This window comes from Lysinibacillus xylanilyticus (assembly GCF_001183605.1).
In the GTDB taxonomy this organism is placed as follows: domain Bacteria; phylum Bacillota; class Bacilli; order Bacillales_A; family Planococcaceae; genus Lysinibacillus; species Lysinibacillus xylanilyticus.
Genome location: NZ_LFXJ01000005.1, coordinates 1679984 through 1695963, shown reverse-complemented (window position 1 = coordinate 1695963; position 15980 = coordinate 1679984). Strand labels below are relative to the sequence as shown.

General features: G+C 33.8%; 20 protein-coding genes and 1 pseudogene. 13 read left to right on the top strand and 8 right to left on the bottom strand.

Features of this window, described 5'->3' with window-relative positions:
* Position 1 precedes the first annotated feature (1 nt).
* The 3 genes from ACZ11_RS11145 (at position 2) to ACZ11_RS11135 (ending at position 2045) form a co-directional block, all read left to right on the top strand.
* Positions 2-742, top strand: coding sequence for a sulfite exporter TauE/SafE family protein (locus ACZ11_RS11145; protein ID WP_049666077.1), 741 nt, complete (start codon positions 2-4; stop codon positions 740-742).
* A gap of 13 nt (positions 743-755) precedes the next feature.
* On the top strand, positions 756-1688 hold the full coding sequence (locus tag ACZ11_RS11140) for a PD-(D/E)XK nuclease family protein (RefSeq protein WP_082172753.1): 933 nt from the start codon (positions 756-758) through the stop codon (positions 1686-1688).
* Positions 1689-1817: 129 nt separating this feature from the next.
* Positions 1818-2045: a hypothetical protein gene (locus ACZ11_RS11135; RefSeq protein WP_049666076.1), complete on the top strand. Its 228-nt coding sequence runs from the start codon at positions 1818-1820 to the stop codon at positions 2043-2045.
* A gap of 312 nt (positions 2046-2357) precedes the next feature.
* Here the strand turns inward: ACZ11_RS11135 and ACZ11_RS25200 are convergent, their stop codons facing one another.
* On the bottom strand, positions 2358-2477 hold the full coding sequence (locus ACZ11_RS25200) for a YjcZ family sporulation protein (RefSeq protein ID WP_082172752.1): 120 nt from the start codon (positions 2475-2477) through the stop codon (positions 2358-2360).
* Between the two features lie 636 nt (positions 2478-3113).
* Here ACZ11_RS25200 and ACZ11_RS11130 point away from each other — a divergent pair.
* From ACZ11_RS11130 to ACZ11_RS11120, 3 genes are all read left to right on the top strand, one after another.
* Positions 3114-3413, top strand: coding sequence for a YfzA family protein (locus tag ACZ11_RS11130; protein ID WP_049666075.1), 300 nt, complete (start codon positions 3114-3116; stop codon positions 3411-3413).
* Between the two features lie 173 nt (positions 3414-3586).
* The gene (locus ACZ11_RS11125) at positions 3587-3943 is read left to right on the top strand and encodes a VOC family protein (protein WP_049666073.1); all 357 of its coding nucleotides are present in this window, start codon (positions 3587-3589) and stop codon (positions 3941-3943) included.
* A gap of 181 nt (positions 3944-4124) precedes the next feature.
* Entirely contained in the window at positions 4125-4598 is a 474-nt protein-coding gene (locus ACZ11_RS11120; RefSeq protein WP_049666070.1) for a hypothetical protein, read from the top strand.
* A gap of 93 nt (positions 4599-4691) precedes the next feature.
* Here ACZ11_RS11120 and ACZ11_RS11115 read toward each other — a convergent pair whose 3' ends face one another.
* The 5 genes from ACZ11_RS11115 to ACZ11_RS11095 form a co-directional block, all read right to left on the bottom strand.
* Positions 4692-4937 (bottom strand): YkuS family protein, encoded by a 246-nt coding sequence (locus ACZ11_RS11115; RefSeq protein WP_049666066.1) that lies wholly within the window; start codon positions 4935-4937, stop codon positions 4692-4694.
* A gap of 600 nt (positions 4938-5537) precedes the next feature.
* Entirely contained in the window at positions 5538-5732 is a 195-nt protein-coding gene (locus ACZ11_RS11110; protein ID WP_053093226.1) for an RNHCP domain-containing protein, read from the bottom strand.
* Positions 5733-5847: 115 nt separating this feature from the next.
* Positions 5848-7002, bottom strand: coding sequence for a hypothetical protein (locus ACZ11_RS11105; RefSeq protein ID WP_049666065.1), 1155 nt, complete (start codon positions 7000-7002; stop codon positions 5848-5850).
* Between the two features lie 332 nt (positions 7003-7334).
* Positions 7335-8510 (bottom strand): hypothetical protein, encoded by a 1176-nt coding sequence (locus ACZ11_RS11100; RefSeq protein ID WP_049666064.1) that lies wholly within the window; start codon positions 8508-8510, stop codon positions 7335-7337.
* Between the two features lie 416 nt (positions 8511-8926).
* Complete coding sequence (locus ACZ11_RS11095; protein ID WP_049666063.1) at positions 8927-9151, bottom strand: hypothetical protein; 225 nt, start codon at positions 9149-9151, stop codon at positions 8927-8929.
* A gap of 426 nt (positions 9152-9577) precedes the next feature.
* Here ACZ11_RS11095 and ACZ11_RS11090 point away from each other — a divergent pair, with 426 nt between their 5' ends.
* The 3 genes and pseudogenes from ACZ11_RS11090 to ACZ11_RS11085 all read left to right on the top strand — a co-directional run bounded on the left by ACZ11_RS11090 (position 9578) and on the right by ACZ11_RS11085 (position 10650).
* On the top strand, positions 9578-9766 hold the full coding sequence (locus ACZ11_RS11090; protein ID WP_049666061.1) for a transmembrane Fragile-X-F protein: 189 nt from the start codon (positions 9578-9580) through the stop codon (positions 9764-9766).
* Positions 9767-9798: 32 nt separating this feature from the next.
* A pseudogene (locus ACZ11_RS27545) lies at positions 9799-9882 on the top strand (HAD family hydrolase); the annotation flags it as partial.
* Positions 9883-9999: 117 nt separating this feature from the next.
* Positions 10000-10650: a DUF4085 family protein gene (locus ACZ11_RS11085; protein ID WP_049666059.1), complete on the top strand. Its 651-nt coding sequence runs from the start codon at positions 10000-10002 to the stop codon at positions 10648-10650.
* Between the two features lie 276 nt (positions 10651-10926).
* Here the strand turns inward: ACZ11_RS11085 and ACZ11_RS11080 are convergent, their stop codons facing one another.
* Positions 10927-11502, bottom strand: a complete 576-nt coding sequence (locus ACZ11_RS11080) for an LOG family protein (RefSeq protein WP_049666057.1) — start codon at positions 11500-11502, stop codon at positions 10927-10929.
* A gap of 143 nt (positions 11503-11645) precedes the next feature.
* Here ACZ11_RS11080 and ACZ11_RS11075 point away from each other — a divergent pair, with 143 nt between their 5' ends.
* The 3 genes from ACZ11_RS11075 to ACZ11_RS11065 all read left to right on the top strand — a co-directional run bounded on the left by ACZ11_RS11075 (position 11646) and on the right by ACZ11_RS11065 (position 13192).
* Entirely contained in the window at positions 11646-11963 is a 318-nt protein-coding gene (locus ACZ11_RS11075; RefSeq protein ID WP_049667163.1) for a MazG nucleotide pyrophosphohydrolase domain-containing protein, read from the top strand.
* Positions 11964-11985: 22 nt separating this feature from the next.
* A complete protein-coding gene (locus ACZ11_RS11070) occupies positions 11986-12429 on the top strand; it encodes a GNAT family N-acetyltransferase (protein WP_082172751.1) in 444 nt (147 codons plus the stop codon).
* A gap of 256 nt (positions 12430-12685) precedes the next feature.
* Positions 12686-13192: a hypothetical protein gene (locus ACZ11_RS11065; RefSeq protein WP_049666056.1), complete on the top strand. Its 507-nt coding sequence runs from the start codon at positions 12686-12688 to the stop codon at positions 13190-13192.
* An 80-nt stretch (positions 13193-13272) separates the two neighbouring features.
* Here the strand turns inward: ACZ11_RS11065 and ACZ11_RS11060 are convergent, their stop codons facing one another.
* The gene (locus ACZ11_RS11060; protein ID WP_049666055.1) at positions 13273-14445 is read right to left on the bottom strand and encodes a multidrug effflux MFS transporter; all 1173 of its coding nucleotides are present in this window, start codon (positions 14443-14445) and stop codon (positions 13273-13275) included.
* Between the two features lie 577 nt (positions 14446-15022).
* Between ACZ11_RS11060 and ACZ11_RS11055 the strand changes: the two genes are divergently transcribed.
* Positions 15023-15889 (top strand): GNAT family N-acetyltransferase, encoded by an 867-nt coding sequence (locus ACZ11_RS11055; RefSeq protein ID WP_049666053.1) that lies wholly within the window; start codon positions 15023-15025, stop codon positions 15887-15889.
* Positions 15890-15980: the final 91 nt, after the last annotated feature.

The window sequence follows — 15980 nt, the reverse complement described above, 5'->3', positions numbered from 1 at the left end:
AATGGAATACTTGTTGTTTTTACTAATAGGTATCACTGGTAACGTCATTGGAACGTTAGTGGGAGGTGGCGGGTTAATCACATTACCGACCATGATGCTTATGGGGGTACCGGTCCATTCGGCGATAGGTGCGAATAAAGTTTCAAATATGGTTAGTGCCTTTTCAAGTTTCTATACTATTTATAAAAGAAAAGAATTGTTATGGTCAGAAATGCGTTCAGTATTACTTGTTTCCCTAGTAGGGGGTACACTTGGTGGTCTGTTTGCATCGTTTATGAGCAGTCAAACATTGACGTTCATCGCGATTGTTTTATTAGGCTTTGCTCTAATTATGTCCTTTATAGGAGGGGCTGAATTTGGAGATAAAGAAAGCTTTACAATGAATCGCAAAAACGGACCAATACTTCTTGGTGTTGGTTTTTATGACGGAATGTTCGGTCCTGGTAGCAGTACGCTGGCACTTTATACGTATGCTCATGAGAAAATCTCTTATATGAAAGCTGTAGGTCTTTCACGTGTAGGCGTTTTTGCGATGTGCTCTGGAGCCGCAATAACGTATATTGCCACAGGTAAAATTGATTGGTCATTAACAATCGTTTTAATGATTGGTTCGGTAATTGGTGCGCAAATAGGAATTATCCTTGCAAGAAAGGTTAAGGCAAATCAAGTAAAGCTATTACTACGTATTGTGACAATTGTGCTAATAGTACAGCTCGTATATGAATTTATCAAACAGATTTAAGGAGGCGATATCTATGTTTGAAATTACACCTTATCCATCTTTTTCGTGGTCACTGTCACGTCATAAAACGTTAACAAGCTGTGCGCGAAAATATGGCTATGAATATTATTTTTCTCATAATGGCTGGCTAAGCTACAATGTGGAGCCATATCATCAACATGTCTATCGCTTAAAAAAGCTTCAATCGATGCCGATTTTATTTGGCCAAATCGTCCATCATTTAATAGAGCAATCGATCAATGATTATTTGCAAACCGGCAAGGCGCCGACTGTTGCTGAGCTAGTATATCGTGCACGTGGCCAGCTCAATGCCACTTTTATTGATTCTACTCGTCATGTAGATTTGTGGAGACATAAGCCTAATAAATTTTATATGATGCAGGAAGTATATTACGAAGGGCAGTTAAATCCTGAACTTGTACAGGACTATAAGGAGCGAATGACGGCTGTCTTTGACAACTTTCTTAACAGTGAAACATTCCAGCAAATTACTGCACAAAAAGGCTCTCTACGAATCGGTGAGCCTGAACAATTTCGTTCCATGAAAATCGAGGGGATACAAGTTTTCGTCGTAATGGATTTTCATTATTATGATGAGATGGCAGACAAGTGGATTATTATCGACTGGAAAACAGGCGGAGAGTCCGATGATGATCGCCAGCAATTAGCACTCTATGCTTACTATATTCAGCAGAAATATCGCGTATCTCTTGATCAGATTGATGTCTATAATGAATATTTATTGACTGGCAAACGAAAAAAATACGCCTTTACAGCATTTGATATGGACAATATTTTACATACGTTTCAGCGAAGTGTATTAGAAATGAAAAAATATCAGGCGGATATTTTCTCCAATGAACCAGTGGAAATTGAGGAATTTGAATTAACCTCTGAAAAATGGCACTGTAAAGGGTGTAATTTTAAAGAATTATGTATGCAATAATTGAATCGGGAGACCAAAAAGAGAAAGCTTATTTATAGAATGTCATACCTAACTAGGTGTGGATTTTTATTATGCTCATATTTCTTGTCATTACAATCCATTATATAGATAGATGGGAGGTGTTGACTTATGGAGTATGAATATACAGTGAAGTTTTACTTTGACGAAGGTCGTGAAGAAGAACATAAAATCAAGAGCAATATTGAACAAGAAACATTTACAGAAGAAATTTCTAATGAGTTCAATGAAAAATCTTGGTATTCATTTACTGAGACGGAAAATTTTAAAACAATTTTAATTAGTACTTGGGGCGTTTACAAGGTTGAAGTAGAGAAAAATGTTTTAGAATTTGATTAATCTTATGTATGAAGTCACATCTTTTAGCAAGGTGTGGCTTTTTATTATGTTTTGAAAGGATGAAAAAACTATGACTTTTAATTTACAAATTCTTTAATCCTTCGTAAGGTGAAGAACCCTTTCAAACTTAATGTTGGATTATTATCAATTGAAAAAGCATTTTGGCAGTTTGGCATTCCAAATTAAAAAGGTCACCGAAGGATAGTGACCCTTAGCAAAGAAATAGAGGTATATGGAATTTTTTTATATGAACATTAGAGGTTTTAAAGTTTAATTGTTTTGAATTAAATAGCTATGATTTTTGATAAAATGTTAATAGCTATTAAAGAGGAAAGCAGCTCCGATAATAATTAGAAGAATGAATAGAACTACAAGTAGCGCAAATGCTGTACCGTAGCCAGAACCCCCGTTACCACCACAATTTTGAGACATAATAAAATTCCTCCTTTCTTTAATTTATAATATGTTTAGTTTTCAACAGGAATTGCGATATCTGTCATAGGATTCCTTAGAAAAAGGTTTAAAACAGCTATGAAAATTTTGGGTGTTAGCTAACTCATATCCAGTTGAGTATGGCTTTTTAATGTGCGCCAGTTATGCTTTGGATGTAAGTCCCGAACTACAATGATAGAAGTACTGGTGTGATAGGATAAGGTTTCATTACAAAACAACATCCTTTCTTAAGAAGGGCATATCAGGTAGATGAGGCGAAACGATGGTGTGAAAATACATGGGCATATCTGGGGAGGTCTGATGGAAACGCAAAGTAAACTTTGTAAACTATTTTGCGATAAGTACTTAACAATCAGAATTTTACTTCTAGAATGAATGAGAAGGACCGAACAGTTCAAAGAGGATAGCCCTTAAATTACAGTTTTCTATGCAGAACACTGAAAATCCAAGATGGAACTACCCGGTGGAGGTAGTTATGAATCCCTTAAGAGTCGGATGTTATTATTTTAAGTAGTTTTTAATGTAAAACAGACATGATTGTTTATTTTTGGTATTTAACCCTTGATTTTACTTGTATCTATAAATAGTATTTAATGGGGGAGGGAGGTTGATTACATGGCTAAAAAACAAAAACATATTCCATTTTTGAAAAGACCTTGGGTGTCTTCAATTGGTGTATTTGTATTGTCGCAGATAATCTTTATTACATTTGAAGTAACAGGGTGGATACCTAATTATCGAGATTTTGGTGGAACGTTATTTGGCAAAATTACGGAATCTTCTATTTTCAAAGATTGGTTTACTTTTTACGAAACACAACATTTTAATTTGCTTACCATCTTTTTTGGTATCGTATTTCTCGTTCCTGGAATATTAGGTGCGATAAAAAACGTTTTTTCACCAAGGTCTACATAAGTAAAAACTATAAAAGACTGTTGTCGAGTACTAAATACGGTACTTTAATTAAAAACAATAAGTCACTGTATGAAATTATAAATTGAAAAGGATTTAACAAAAATTTGTCAAATATAGTTAATGAAAATAGTATAAGGAGAATAAATTTTAGGACTAAACAACTTTTAAATGGGATGGAAGGTGTATTTATTCCTGTTAAAGACCCAAAAATTTCAGCCGATTGGTATGCAGAAATACTCGGATTTGAATTAATTTACATTGAAGAAGAGGCTGCTGTAATGAAGATTGCTGAACATTCTCAAACAGTAGTATGTTTGGTTAGAACTTTAAATCATAAGCCAATGGAGTTTCCGAATAATAATTTTGGTGTGGGAAAATATTATAATTTCATTCCAAATAATGATATTGAAGAAACTTATAAATTTCTAACTGAAAAGAATGTAAAGGTAAACCCTATTCATGGAGAGAGTTCTTCGAAATTCTTTACCTTTTATGATCTAGATAATAATCCTTTAGGTGTTTGCCAATAGAATATAAATATAGACCACTTCAGGATGAACTGCGCCCAATTGTTAGTCACACCATCTAACAATTGGAGGTGCAGTTTTTTTGCGACTAATTTATAAGAAAAAAGGGTAATAAAGAAAATACATTGATAAGTTGATAAACCTAACGAACCAATGAAATTTGATAGTGAAAGGAGATTTAGTTATGGCGATATTAAAAGATTGCTCTAGTAAACCTAGTTGTGAAGTTGAACTAAATATCAAATTTGTAAATGATGAGAGTGTAGAATTTCACATTGATTTCCGTTCTGGTAATGCTTTTCCCGAGGTGAATACGGAAATCGTTTGTTTAAAAAGAGACTTCCTAAAGTTATTAGATGATTTACAGCATATTGATAATATTCATCTAAGCATGCTAGAGTTTCTTGACCCAGGATTGTGTATTTATCATATTCCTGAATATGGTACCTATCATTTCCCTGGCTATGGTCTTTTTCAAATGCCTGAACAGGAAAGACAAGAAAATGAGCCTCGTATTAAATTAATTTTTGTATTAGATGCCGGTGAGAAAAATCAATTAGCTGCAACGGGATGTGGACCTGCATTATGTTTAATCGTAAAAATGGACCAAATTAAGGAATTTGTAGAATGTTTAATAGTGGATGTTAATCAGTATTGAGGTTTTTAATATATTTATCATATTCGCTTTATTTAATTTTAAAAGGTGCTGCTCTATAGTCAAAAAACTACAGCGACAGCACCAAGTCATTTATTAGTGGAAATATTTATCGACACGTTGAAGTACTTCGTCAGCAGAAAGACCATCAGCGTCAATAACAGGTCCTGCCATGATAGGATCACTAATTCCCATAATATCTCTGTCTTGCCCAGTGATTACACAGGCATCACATTTTTTTGCATCTTCTTCAGTACGAAGTTGAATAACTTCATAACCTTTTGCCTTTAAAGCGTCTTCAACGTTTGTTAATGATTGTTCCACACCAATTATTCTAGACATTATTCTTCCACCTCCTATATGTAATGTGTCATATAGGATTGCTAATTATGCACTTAATTCATTTTTTTGTTATACAATGGCGAGAAATTGAGTAAAATGCATTTTCTATTTGAGCGAAATTATATTGGTGATCATAAATGCTGGATAGGAGAGAATTAAATGGGAAGACTAAAGATAAAAATAATTGTTTTCACATTTGTATGGATGAATAAATGCTGGACCGCCAAAAGCCTGTTGTATTTCGGAAGGCCAAGAGGTACCGTTTGTAAAAGGTACATTTTGTTGGGGAAATATTATAAATAATGAAGTGTTGATAAATTTCTACCGCCAGAAATTATAGCTAATAAAAAGATTGTTCCGTATTCAGTTCACCACAAAGTGCAATTAAAATCAATTTTAAGCAACAAACTATGGATGGGATAGATGTTAGAAGAATAGGTGAGTAGCGATGAGATTGAGCTAGTATTTCCGGAAGGTGGGACAAAGGAGATTCTTCTTATATTTGCTATAGAGGTAAAATGAATAAAAAAAGATTGATTTTTAAAAATAAAAGACACATTGTTAATTTCCAATGTGTCTTTAAATAATATGAACACTTAACTAAACTATTGATTGCACATATTGGATAATTTGATCCTCTTGAATGGAATCAGTAGCCACTTTATTTCGACTAATCTTTTGACATTTTGTGCATTGATGGATAAGTTGAAAGCCTTTTTTTCCAGTATAATCGACTCCAATTGGTCTCATCAAACCTTTACAAGTACTCGCTCTATTTCCAGGAACATTATCCATATGTTTTAGGTTACCAAATTAATGGAATCATTTAAATAGTTCGGAATAAAGGTTAACTTTAGCTCTTAAAAGAAAAAAGGGGGAATCCCAAAATGAGACACCCCAATTCCTTTTCTTATTCTGCTAGATAATCTTGGCCGTTAATTATTACTTTAGAAGCAGAGATTAGAGTGTCTTGATTTACTTCAAAATATGGTTCTAAAATTTTGTAAATTGCTTCCCATTTTTCTTGTGCTTTTTCAGTATTACCTTCTCTATCGAGAGCTGAGGCTTCTTCATAAAGCGGTTTTAATTGCATTTTATCCGCTTCGCTAACTTCAAATTCGAAGTCAGACATGTATTCTTCAAATGTTACTGGCTTGATGTATGGACTAATCATTTGATAGATTTCATGCCATAGCTTATTAGACAACTCCATATCTTCCTCTTTATCTGCCTTTTGAGCGTTTTCAAAAACAGGTTTTAGTTTTGCTAAAGTTTCAGCAGGGATATCTAATTTCAATTCTTTAACGAATTCTTCAAAAGTTTGTGGTGGATATAGTTCATCAAAATATGGTTGAAGGATTTTATACAATTCATCATGTTTATCGTTAGCTTTTTCTTCATCACCACTTTTTACAAGCTGTACCCATTCTGCATAAATAGCTTTAAGCTGTGTAGTATCGTTTTCTTTAATAACAATATTTTTCTCATTAAATCCGAATTCTTGTATATATTCTTCATATGATTGAGGCTGCCAATTAGCTAAAATATATGGCTTTGTAATTTTAGACATTTCTTCGTAAATTTTATTTATTTCCTCATATTTCTTTTCTTTCTCTTCTTCAGTCTCTTCTTTTGACACTTCTTTTTCTAGCTTCTTGATTTCATTAAACATTTTTTCTAATTTTGTTAGATCTTCTTTTGTAACCTCTTTAGGCAATTCTTTTTTATAAACTGCAAACGTGTAGAAGTCTGAATAACTCTCTACGACACTACCTTCTACAGAAATTTCCTGTCCTTCTACTAAGTTCATTTTTTCTATTTGTTCAGTTGAAAATTTATAGAAACTGACGAAGTAACTTTTACCATCATTTCCTTTAATGTTCATTCCGTCGCCATAGATGCCTTTAATCTTTCCTGTAATTTTTTGTTCAAGTTGGATAGTAGTAGTACTACTACTATCTGTTGTTTTTACTTCTGTAGCTCCTGCTTGTAGTGGCGTTAGAACAGCCATTCCTATTGTTAGTGCTGAAGCAATCATCCAAGATTTTTTAATTGGTTTTTTCATAGTCATATCTCCCTTTATTTACTATGGAACTCAATGTTTCCAATATTTAGACGAATTACCAAATTAAAAGGTTCATCGTTTTTTTGAAAAAGTTTCAAACATTCCATATAAATAATGAGTGTGTTGATAATTTTCACCATTTGCCTATGGATGCATCAAAGGAGCAGGGAGAAGGTAGATAACTGGAGATAACGAATGACCCAATAAAAATTGAATGTGGTATTTTTTTTACACCAAAAGAGAAGGGTTTAAAGGAAGTTCTTTTATTGTTGAATCAACACAAAGGGGAATCCCAACAGTCATGTTAATGAGTGTTAAGACTCCCGATTCTTTTACTTTTGTGGTAGGTATTCTTGACCATTAATTGTTAATTTAGAAGCAGAAATCAGAATTTCTTTATTTGCTTCAAAATATGGCTCTAAAATATTGTGAAACGCTTCCCATTTTTCATCAATCTTTGTTGAATCTTCTTTTTTATCTAGCTTTAAGATTTCTTCATAAAGCTGTTTCAATTTCTTGCTATCTGCTTTATTAACTTTGATTTCATAACGTAGCGACATATATTCTGACAAATATTCTTCAAACGTTGGAGGTATTATGAATTGACTAATGATGTCATAAAGCTCCATCGATAGTTTGTTATACAATTCATAATTTTCATCTCTTTCTGCTTTTTGACTATCTTCGTAAATAGCTTTTAGTTTTGCTAAATCTTCTGTTGAGATTTTTTCTAAATTAACACCTTCGATGTATTTTTCAAACGTTTCAGGTGGATTAAGTTCATCAAGATATGGTCGAAGTACTTTCTTAAATTCTTTCATTTTCTCTTCAGACTTTTCCTCTTGACCATCTTTTCTAAGCTTTACCCATTCTTCATAAATATCTTTAAGCTTTTTTTTATCATTTTCTGCAATAACTATATTATTTTCACTAAATTCGTAGTAGTATTCTAGAAACTCATTAAATGGTTCAGGCTGCCAATTAGCTAAAATATAAGGCTTCGTGATTTGAAACATATCTTCCTGAAGTTTAAAAAATTCCTCATATTTCTTTTCAGACTCTTTCATATCTTTCGTTTTTGAAGCTTCTTTTTCTAGCTTCTTCATTTCACTAAACATTTTTTCTAATTTTGTTAACTCTTCATTTGGTATATTTTTAGGCAAGTCCTTTTTATAATCTTCGAAAGTGTAGAAGTCTGCATAATGTTCGACTACTCCACCTTCAACTGTTATTTCCTGTCCTTCTACTATGTTCTTTCTCATTTGTTTCACTTGCTCGTCAGAAAATTTAGAGAAACTGACGTAGTAGTTTTTACCATCTCTACCCTTTATCCCAACCCCGACTCCGTTGAATTTTGTAATCGTTCCTGTAATTTGTTGTTCGATTTGAACAGTAACACCATTTGTTGGTTCTACTGAAGTAGCTCCTGCTTGAAGGGGTGTAAGAACAGCCATTCCTATTGTTAGTGCTGAAGCAATCATCCAAGATTTTTTAATTGGTTTTTTCATGATTATATCTCCCTTTTTTTACTATGGAACTCTTAGTTTCCAATATTTAGACGAATTACCAAATGAAAAGGTTCGTTATTTTTTTGATAAGATAAAATTTCCCAAGATTCCATGCTGAGTGTTTAAATAGGATATAACAATAAAGCTTGAGCAGTACCAATAGTACAAGGTACATATGAAAAGAATGTGTTAATCAATTTCGCAACCACCCTATAGATGACATCAAAGTAGAGGGGGAGATAAATGGCGATGCGATTGAAAACAATAAAAATTGAAGGTAGTTTTTCCACACCAAAAGAGAAGGGAGTTTATATTTATCGTATTTCTGGAAGGGAGGCTAAATTATTGTAGAACCAACAAAAAAGGGAATCCCAACAGTCATATTAATGATTGTTGAGACACCCCGATTCTTTTATTTATTGTGGTAGGTATTCTTGGCCGTTAATGATTAGTTTAGAAGCAGAGATTAGAATTTCTTTATTTGCCTTAAAATAGGGCTCTAAAATAGTATCGAATGCTTCCCATTTTTCTTCAATTCTTGCTTGTTCTTTTTTGTAATCTTGCTTTAAGATATCTTCATAAAGCTGTTTTAATTGCTTGCTATCCGCTTTACTAACTTTGAAATCATAGTTGTCAGCCATGTATTCATCAAATGTTTGAGGTTTTATAAACTGACCAATGATGTCATAGAATTCCTCGTATAGTTTATCTACTAAGTCAGTATTGTCATCTTTTTCTGCTTTTGGGATATCCTCATAAATACTTTTTAGTTTTGCTAAAGTTTCAGCAGGGATATCTACTAACTCGAAGTTTTGTATATATTCTTCAAATGTTTGAGGTGGATGAAGTTCTTCAAGATACAGTTTCCAACATTTAGACGAATTACCAAATAAAAAGGTTCGTTATTTTTGAAAAAGTTAAAAGGTTTTAAAAGTTTCGTGTAAAGTGTTTAAATAGTTGTATAACAATGAAGTTTGAGGGGACAAGTTTAGGTAAAGACTTCAGAAGAATTAACAACAATAAACTAAATTTGGTATGACGATAATCTGGTGTCTGGTGGTGTGAACATGGGAATTGCTGAAGTATTAACGATTGTCTTTGTAGTATTAAAGCTAACGAATGTTATCGCATGGTCTTGGTGGTTAGTGCTTTTACCAGCGATCATATCCTTTAGCATTTACGCATTAATTTTGGTGATAAAGTTAGTAATGGTGATGATAGCAGTAGTGGCAGTGAAAAAACGTAAAGAGTTGTAGAATGGAGATTTAAAATAAAGGGATGCATACTAATGATTGGAGCGGTAATATTTGATTTAGATGGAACATTGTTAGATCGTTGTAGTTCAGTTCTTTCATTCAGTAGACACCAATACTAGCGATTAATTTAAAGACAACTATGTTCAACGATGTATTGATGTGGATAATTATGGATATGTATAGAATGATAAAGATTAGTAAGAAATGCACTTAAACGAACGGGGGAGTATTAATTGAAATATTTCACTCAAAATTGGTATCGAGAAATGCAAGTCTATGGTTTTTTAACCTTTCCTGACTCTAAAGAAGATTGGGAAGAAAGCTTGAATTGGAAAAACGAAGATGGGACAAGCTATTTTGAAATTTTACAAGCAGAGTTGGAATGGCGAAAAGATGATTTATTAACATTTCTTCCAGCACCATTTCATCCATATATTTTAGATGGCTCTCTAAAAACAGAATACCCATCTAAAGAATTACGAAAAATGGCTGAAGAATGGAATGAAAATTATCAAAGTCGTAGTCATGATATACGTAAACAGTATATGGAAGAATTTGAGGAAATAAAAGAGAAGCTCCCATATCAAGCTCTTGAAATACGTACAAAATCATTGCACGATGGAGAAGTATTAACTATCTCTTCAACTGAATCTACAATTACGCTTATTATAGCTGGAACAAGTGTAGGTTGGTATGACAAAAATGTAAAACTAACTTTTAGTGATGTCGAGAAATGTTTGATTCCAGAACAATTAGAAGGCTCTTGGTGGTTATATGATGAAATCTATAAAACTGAAACAGGATTTGAATTACGCGTATTATTAGAGAATCCACTTTCTGAATTAATGATACAAGCTAGGGAATTAAAGATTGATACACTATAAAAATAGGTTGTGCAGAAATATACATAAGTATCGGAAGCATTTGTTACCAATAGTTACACGCTATGCCAATTGGTTGATTGGATTTTAGACTGGACGCCCTCCAGGAAAGCTCCCAGTCGGAACGGAAATCAGTCCCTCGCTTTGCCTAAGAGTCATACTTTATTTACTATGACACTTAATCTTATTGATATAAAAACAACATGAAAAACAGCTGAATTCATAGATTTTAGCTGTTTTTCGGTATGTAAGATAGTGAAGAATTTTTATTTCCTAAATTTATTTATTAGTTTGATATGTTTTAACTGCAGGAGGAACATAGGCAGCACATTTATCTAATAGTCCCGCAACGTCATCATCTACAAGTAGTGCATTTCGAGATTGGGCTTGTAAAAATTGCTCGTTTTGCATATGGTCAAATAACTCTATGAGTAAATCATAATAATGGTTGATATTTAAAATACCACAAGGCTTTTGCAGAAGGCCGATTTGATTCCAAGTGAATACTTCAAAAAATTCTTCTAACGTACCAGGTCCTCCAGGCAAAGCAATAAAGCCATCAGCTAGTTCCATCATTTTGCTTTTGCGTTCATGCATAGAATTGACGACAATTAGCTCTGTTAAATGCTTATGAGAAATTTCACGTTCCTCTAACAATGTCGGAATAACGCCAATCACCTTACCACCTTCACTAAGAACCGTGTCTGCAACTGTTCCCATCACACCTACACTGGCTCCGCCATAAATTAAGGTAATATTACGTTTTGCTAATTCTTTTCCTAGAAGAATAGCTCCTTCTTTATATGCCTCAGAAGCACCGATGCTTGATCCACAAAATACTGCAATACTATCCATCATTGTTCCTCCATATCTGATAAGTTTCTTTCCGCATTAACGGGCAGTGAACTTTAAGTGGGGGATGAAATAACCACACTGATTCACGTTTCACTTTTATAGTATAATTTAATTTTAAGAGGAAAGAAATGGAGGAAATAGAAATGGAATTAAATGAGTTTCAAAAATGGGTGAAAGATTATTATGATACTCGTGGTTGGTCTGATTTAAGTATTTTTACGCGTATTGGCTTCCTAGCTGAAGAAACTGGGGAAGTAGCAAGAGCTATACGAGCTTTAGAAATTGGTAGAGATAGACCAGATGAAAAGATTCAAACATATGAAGAAAATAAGCAGGAATTAGTAGAGGAGCTTGGAGATGTTTTAGGGAATATTATTGTTATCGCTAATAAATATGATATTTCACTAGAAGAAATTTTTTCTGCTCATCAGGAAAAACTCATGGAGCGTTATAAAGCATAGAAATACATAAAGGGGGATTCTTATGGATTATCAAGTAGAAGTTTTATTAGAAAAACACGATGACTTTACTACGTTTTTAAACACGAAGATTAGAGAGTACAACGATGAACATTCACCATACCATAAAAATACTCGACAAAAAGGTTCTGTTCGTCCGTTAAACTTAATCGTAACCGATCATCAACAACAATGGATTGGTGGTATCACTGCTGAGGTTTATTGGGGGTGGGTAGAAATCAATAAGTTTTGGTTTAGTAAAGAATATCGTGGAAAAGGTATTGGTGGGAAATTACTAGTGAAAGCTGAAGAAGCTGCCAAGCAAATGGGTGCTACGAAAGCATTGTTAACTACATATGACTTTCAAGCACGTACGTTTTATGAGGCTAGGGGTTATCAAGTTGTAGGTGAAATAAAAGATTATCCCCCAGGAAGTAGCTATTATACAATGGTAAAACATCTAATTTAAGTTTAGAAAGGCTGTCTGTTGAACTCTTTGTGACAGCCTTCTGTTAAATCTTTATTTATCCTCAGATCACAACTAATCAATTCAATAAGTTTCTCCAAGTTCCTTCAACTACACCAGACTTGCCAACCTCAATTACTAAAGGTTTAATGCCATTTTCTATAGGTTCGTAATCAGAACATTGTTTTAAAAATATATGGCTGAAAGATGACTAAAAAAACTCCCTAATGTCAAACTTATAATAAAGGGGAGATTTAGTATGTACTCGTTATCAAACTTTAAATTACTTGTTGATAAGCAGGCAGAAATTGATACCATTCATCAAAATTGTGATAATTTAATGCAGTCAACTGTAACGCCTAAAATGGATGCGGAAGTCAATACATTGTTAGATGCCATTAATAAAAAACTAACCGAACAGGGCTTTACTATTACGGTGACATCAACTGGGTTGATCGCAAAATATAGTGAATCTGTTATTAACGTAGATAAGCATTCAAAAAGTTTAGAGGAGTGCTTTTTCATAAATTTAAATAGTTTTGCGGAAGATCAAGTTTCCATTATTTTAGACATTTCCGATACAATGATGCCGAAAATCTCTAATAATCTTGACGGTTACACTGAAATAATCGAGCAAATGACAGATACATTAAAGTATGCAAAAAGCCTCGAAAAAGCTTGTACTGAACCAAAATTTATTTATAGAACTCAAAGCAATATCGTTTTTCATTCGGCTGAGGAAGTAGTCAATTATTATTTTCAGTAAAAAAGCAGCCACCCTACTAGATATATAGGGTGGCCGATAAAGGAAGCGCTATTGATTATATATATTCCCGCTACAATATTTTACACAATAAACTTTCTTCCGAATAATAACAGTATCATCGATAAGATGAAAAAATATAGTGGCATAATCATCAATGAACCATTATGCAGGAAACTCATACCAAATGTTATTAAGCTTACGAGTAAGTAATAGCCTAAACTGAAAATCGCGCCAGCTGTCCCGATAACGTCCTGAAAGTTGACAAGCGCAAGGCTTAAGCAATTAGGTAGAGCAATTCCTGATCCTAATAAGGTAATAAAAATGGAAACTAAAATGCCCATTAGTAAGACGATATTAGACAATGGTAATGTACTAACGATTAGTAATAATAAAGCTCCGACAGTCATCACAAGACTACCTAGATGGATCACTTTTTCCGGTCGATATTTATTGATTAGTCTTTTGGAAATCATGGCACCAATAATAGAAGCAAGGGCCACAATTATACCAAGAAATCCATAGAGTCCAGGTGATAAATTGAAATGATCAATAAAGATAAAAGGAGCTTCTGCATAGTAACTGAATAACACGCCATTTATCCCGCCAATCAGCAATCCAAATACAAGAACCCTTGGTGAGGAAATAATACGTTTGACAACTGGGAAAATAGCAATTTTTTTTCTCGTTGTTTTATCTGTTGTTTCAGGAAGTCTGAAATAAGCGTAGATAAACAACAAAATACTCATCGCAACGAGCACGAAGAAAACAGCTCTAAAACCAAGTGCTTGATCGACCCAGCCACCAATCAAAGGCCCTACTGCAGGGGTAAAGGCAATCACCGCAGAAATTTGTGCAAACATAGCATGTCTCTTACTGCCAGATACGCTTTCTCGCAAAATGGTTTGCGTTATTATCGAGCCTGTCGCCGCCCCAAAAGCTTGTATAAATCTACTAACTAATAGAAATGTAATAGTTTCAGCGTAAAAACACATGAAACTGCCAATACTATAAAAAATTAAACCGCCTAGCATGGCCGGTCTTCGTCCAATAAAATCAGAAATCCATCCCCAACAAAAGACACCAATTGCAAACCCTATAAAATAAATACTTAAGGTTAACTGTACAGAGCGATTTGAAGCATTTAATGCCTCTGAAAGATCAGGTAGAGATGGTGAATAGATTGTCTCGCTAATCTGTGGAAAAGCTACAAGAACAATCATTAATAATAAAGATGGTGCTACATGTTTTTTCAACTTATTGCCCTCCTACAAGCAAAATCTACTTCTTTAGAAAAGAGTAGACGTAGCTAGGGAAACGGCGGGACCATCATAAGTATTCGTTCATAAGATGTCATTTTTAATCACCTAAATATGCTTAAAGTAGGAGTGCATAGTCTAGCTACAATTATATAGTTATTTGGTGTTTTTAAAAGGTAAATTTAGAAATATTTTCAAATGCTATTATCCTTTACATCATAACGTGGGGTTGATTTCCGTTCCGGCTGGGCGCTTTGTAGCTGTCGCTTCGCTGCAGGGTCTCGGGCCAACAGATGTTTTTTGCGCGAAAGCGTAGTGTTAACGTAGCGGCAGCAGCACTGATGTTGGTCACGAAGGCGTTATCACAGGATGTGATGGTTTTAGCCTTCGTTCCTCTATTCGCTAATCCACAAGGAGACACCCAGCCTCCACTCTAATCAACTTATTCAAATTGCAAGTATTAAAAAATATGAGCATTAATATTTATGACATATCTAAATATTTAAAAAATATACTTGTGCATTTTGGAATTTGCGTATAAAATGAGAGCAAACGTTCTTGCTAAGGGGAATAAATGACTATATATAATAATCAATTACAGTTAGTATTATTCGATGCAAATGATATTCCAGGATTAATTGATCTTTCTGATTCTGTCGGGTGGGATTACGATGAATCTGAAATTAAAACAGTGATGATGTCGGGCAAAATATTTGGGCATAAAAATGCTGAAGGGGAAATTGTTTCAAGTGCTGCTATTATCACATATGATACAAATTTAGCTTCGATAGGTATGGTCATTGTGCATGAAAATTACAGAGGGCTCGGACTCGGGAAATTAGCTACTCAAAAATGTATTGAAAGTGTTTCAGAACATACAGCAATTATGCTCGTCGCAACAAAAGACGGTGAACCATTATATAAGAAAATGGGCTTTACCACTGTCGATTATGTACATAAATATCTGACTGAAAATTATATCGGTGCCCATAACTTAGCTTCTAATGAGTATGCGATCGAAGATTTTAATGAGAATGATTTTGCTGAAATTGTCAGCCTAGATGCAGCTGCCTTTGGAGACAAAAGAAGTAATTTTCTACGGAATAGGATAAAGCAATCTAAGCATTGTGTCGTTGTGAGAGACCATCAGGCAAATATTATTGGCTTTGGGTTGTCCATTTTAGGTCCAATTAATCTAATTTTAGGCCCAATCATAGCACCTGATTCTAAAACAGCCAGTCTTATAATTAATACTCTAGCAAAAAACCATCATGGAAAATTAAGAATTGATATACCATCTGGTCATGCTGAATTTATAAAATGGATAGAGCAAAGTGGCTTTACAGAGGCAAATAGACCTCCTATTATGATTCTTCACGCTGAAAAAATGCCAACTAGAAATAATACGCTATTTGCCATAGCTGCACAAATTTTTGGATGAAATTACATAAACAAGATGAGCACACTTTCTATTTGGTGTGCTTTTTTGTTTTAAAAGGATTTTACTGGAAGTGTGGAGAATAGAGAATAGA

Excerpts from the sequence above, each read along its gene's own strand:
- ACZ11_RS11110 (WP_053093226.1), bottom strand. The coding sequence starts at position 5,732 with ATGGATAATGTTCCTGGAAATAGAGCGAGTACTTGTAAAGGTTTGATG.
- ACZ11_RS11075 (WP_049667163.1), top strand. The coding sequence starts at position 11,646 with ATGGAATTAAATGAGTTTCAAAAATGGGTGAAAGATTATTATGATACT.
- ACZ11_RS11135 (WP_049666076.1), top strand. The coding sequence starts at position 1,818 with ATGGAGTATGAATATACAGTGAAGTTTTACTTTGACGAAGGTCGTGAA.
- ACZ11_RS11120 (WP_049666070.1), top strand. The coding sequence starts at position 4,125 with ATGGCGATATTAAAAGATTGCTCTAGTAAACCTAGTTGTGAAGTTGAA.
- ACZ11_RS11115 (WP_049666066.1), bottom strand. The coding sequence starts at position 4,937 with ATGTCTAGAATAATTGGTGTGGAACAATCATTAACAAACGTTGAAGAC.
- ACZ11_RS11100 (WP_049666064.1), bottom strand. The coding sequence starts at position 8,510 with ATGAAAAAACCAATTAAAAAATCTTGGATGATTGCTTCAGCACTAACA.
- ACZ11_RS11125 (WP_049666073.1), top strand. The coding sequence starts at position 3,587 with ATGGAAGGTGTATTTATTCCTGTTAAAGACCCAAAAATTTCAGCCGAT.
- ACZ11_RS25200 (WP_082172752.1), bottom strand. The coding sequence starts at position 2,477 with ATGTCTCAAAATTGTGGTGGTAACGGGGGTTCTGGCTACGGTACAGCA.
- ACZ11_RS11055 (WP_049666053.1), top strand. The coding sequence starts at position 15,023 with ATGACTATATATAATAATCAATTACAGTTAGTATTATTCGATGCAAAT.
- ACZ11_RS11105 (WP_049666065.1), bottom strand. The coding sequence starts at position 7,002 with ATGAAAAAACCAATTAAAAAATCTTGGATGATTGCTTCAGCACTAACA.
- ACZ11_RS11080 (WP_049666057.1), bottom strand. The coding sequence starts at position 11,502 with ATGGATAGTATTGCAGTATTTTGTGGATCAAGCATCGGTGCTTCTGAG.
- ACZ11_RS11090 (WP_049666061.1), top strand. The coding sequence starts at position 9,578 with ATGGGAATTGCTGAAGTATTAACGATTGTCTTTGTAGTATTAAAGCTA.
- ACZ11_RS11130 (WP_049666075.1), top strand. The coding sequence starts at position 3,114 with ATGGCTAAAAAACAAAAACATATTCCATTTTTGAAAAGACCTTGGGTG.
- ACZ11_RS11065 (WP_049666056.1), top strand. The coding sequence starts at position 12,686 with ATGTACTCGTTATCAAACTTTAAATTACTTGTTGATAAGCAGGCAGAA.
- ACZ11_RS11140 (WP_082172753.1), top strand. The coding sequence starts at position 756 with ATGTTTGAAATTACACCTTATCCATCTTTTTCGTGGTCACTGTCACGT.
- ACZ11_RS11145 (WP_049666077.1), top strand. The coding sequence starts at position 2 with ATGGAATACTTGTTGTTTTTACTAATAGGTATCACTGGTAACGTCATT.
- ACZ11_RS11070 (WP_082172751.1), top strand. The coding sequence starts at position 11,986 with ATGGATTATCAAGTAGAAGTTTTATTAGAAAAACACGATGACTTTACT.
- ACZ11_RS11095 (WP_049666063.1), bottom strand. The coding sequence starts at position 9,151 with ATGGCTGACAACTATGATTTCAAAGTTAGTAAAGCGGATAGCAAGCAA.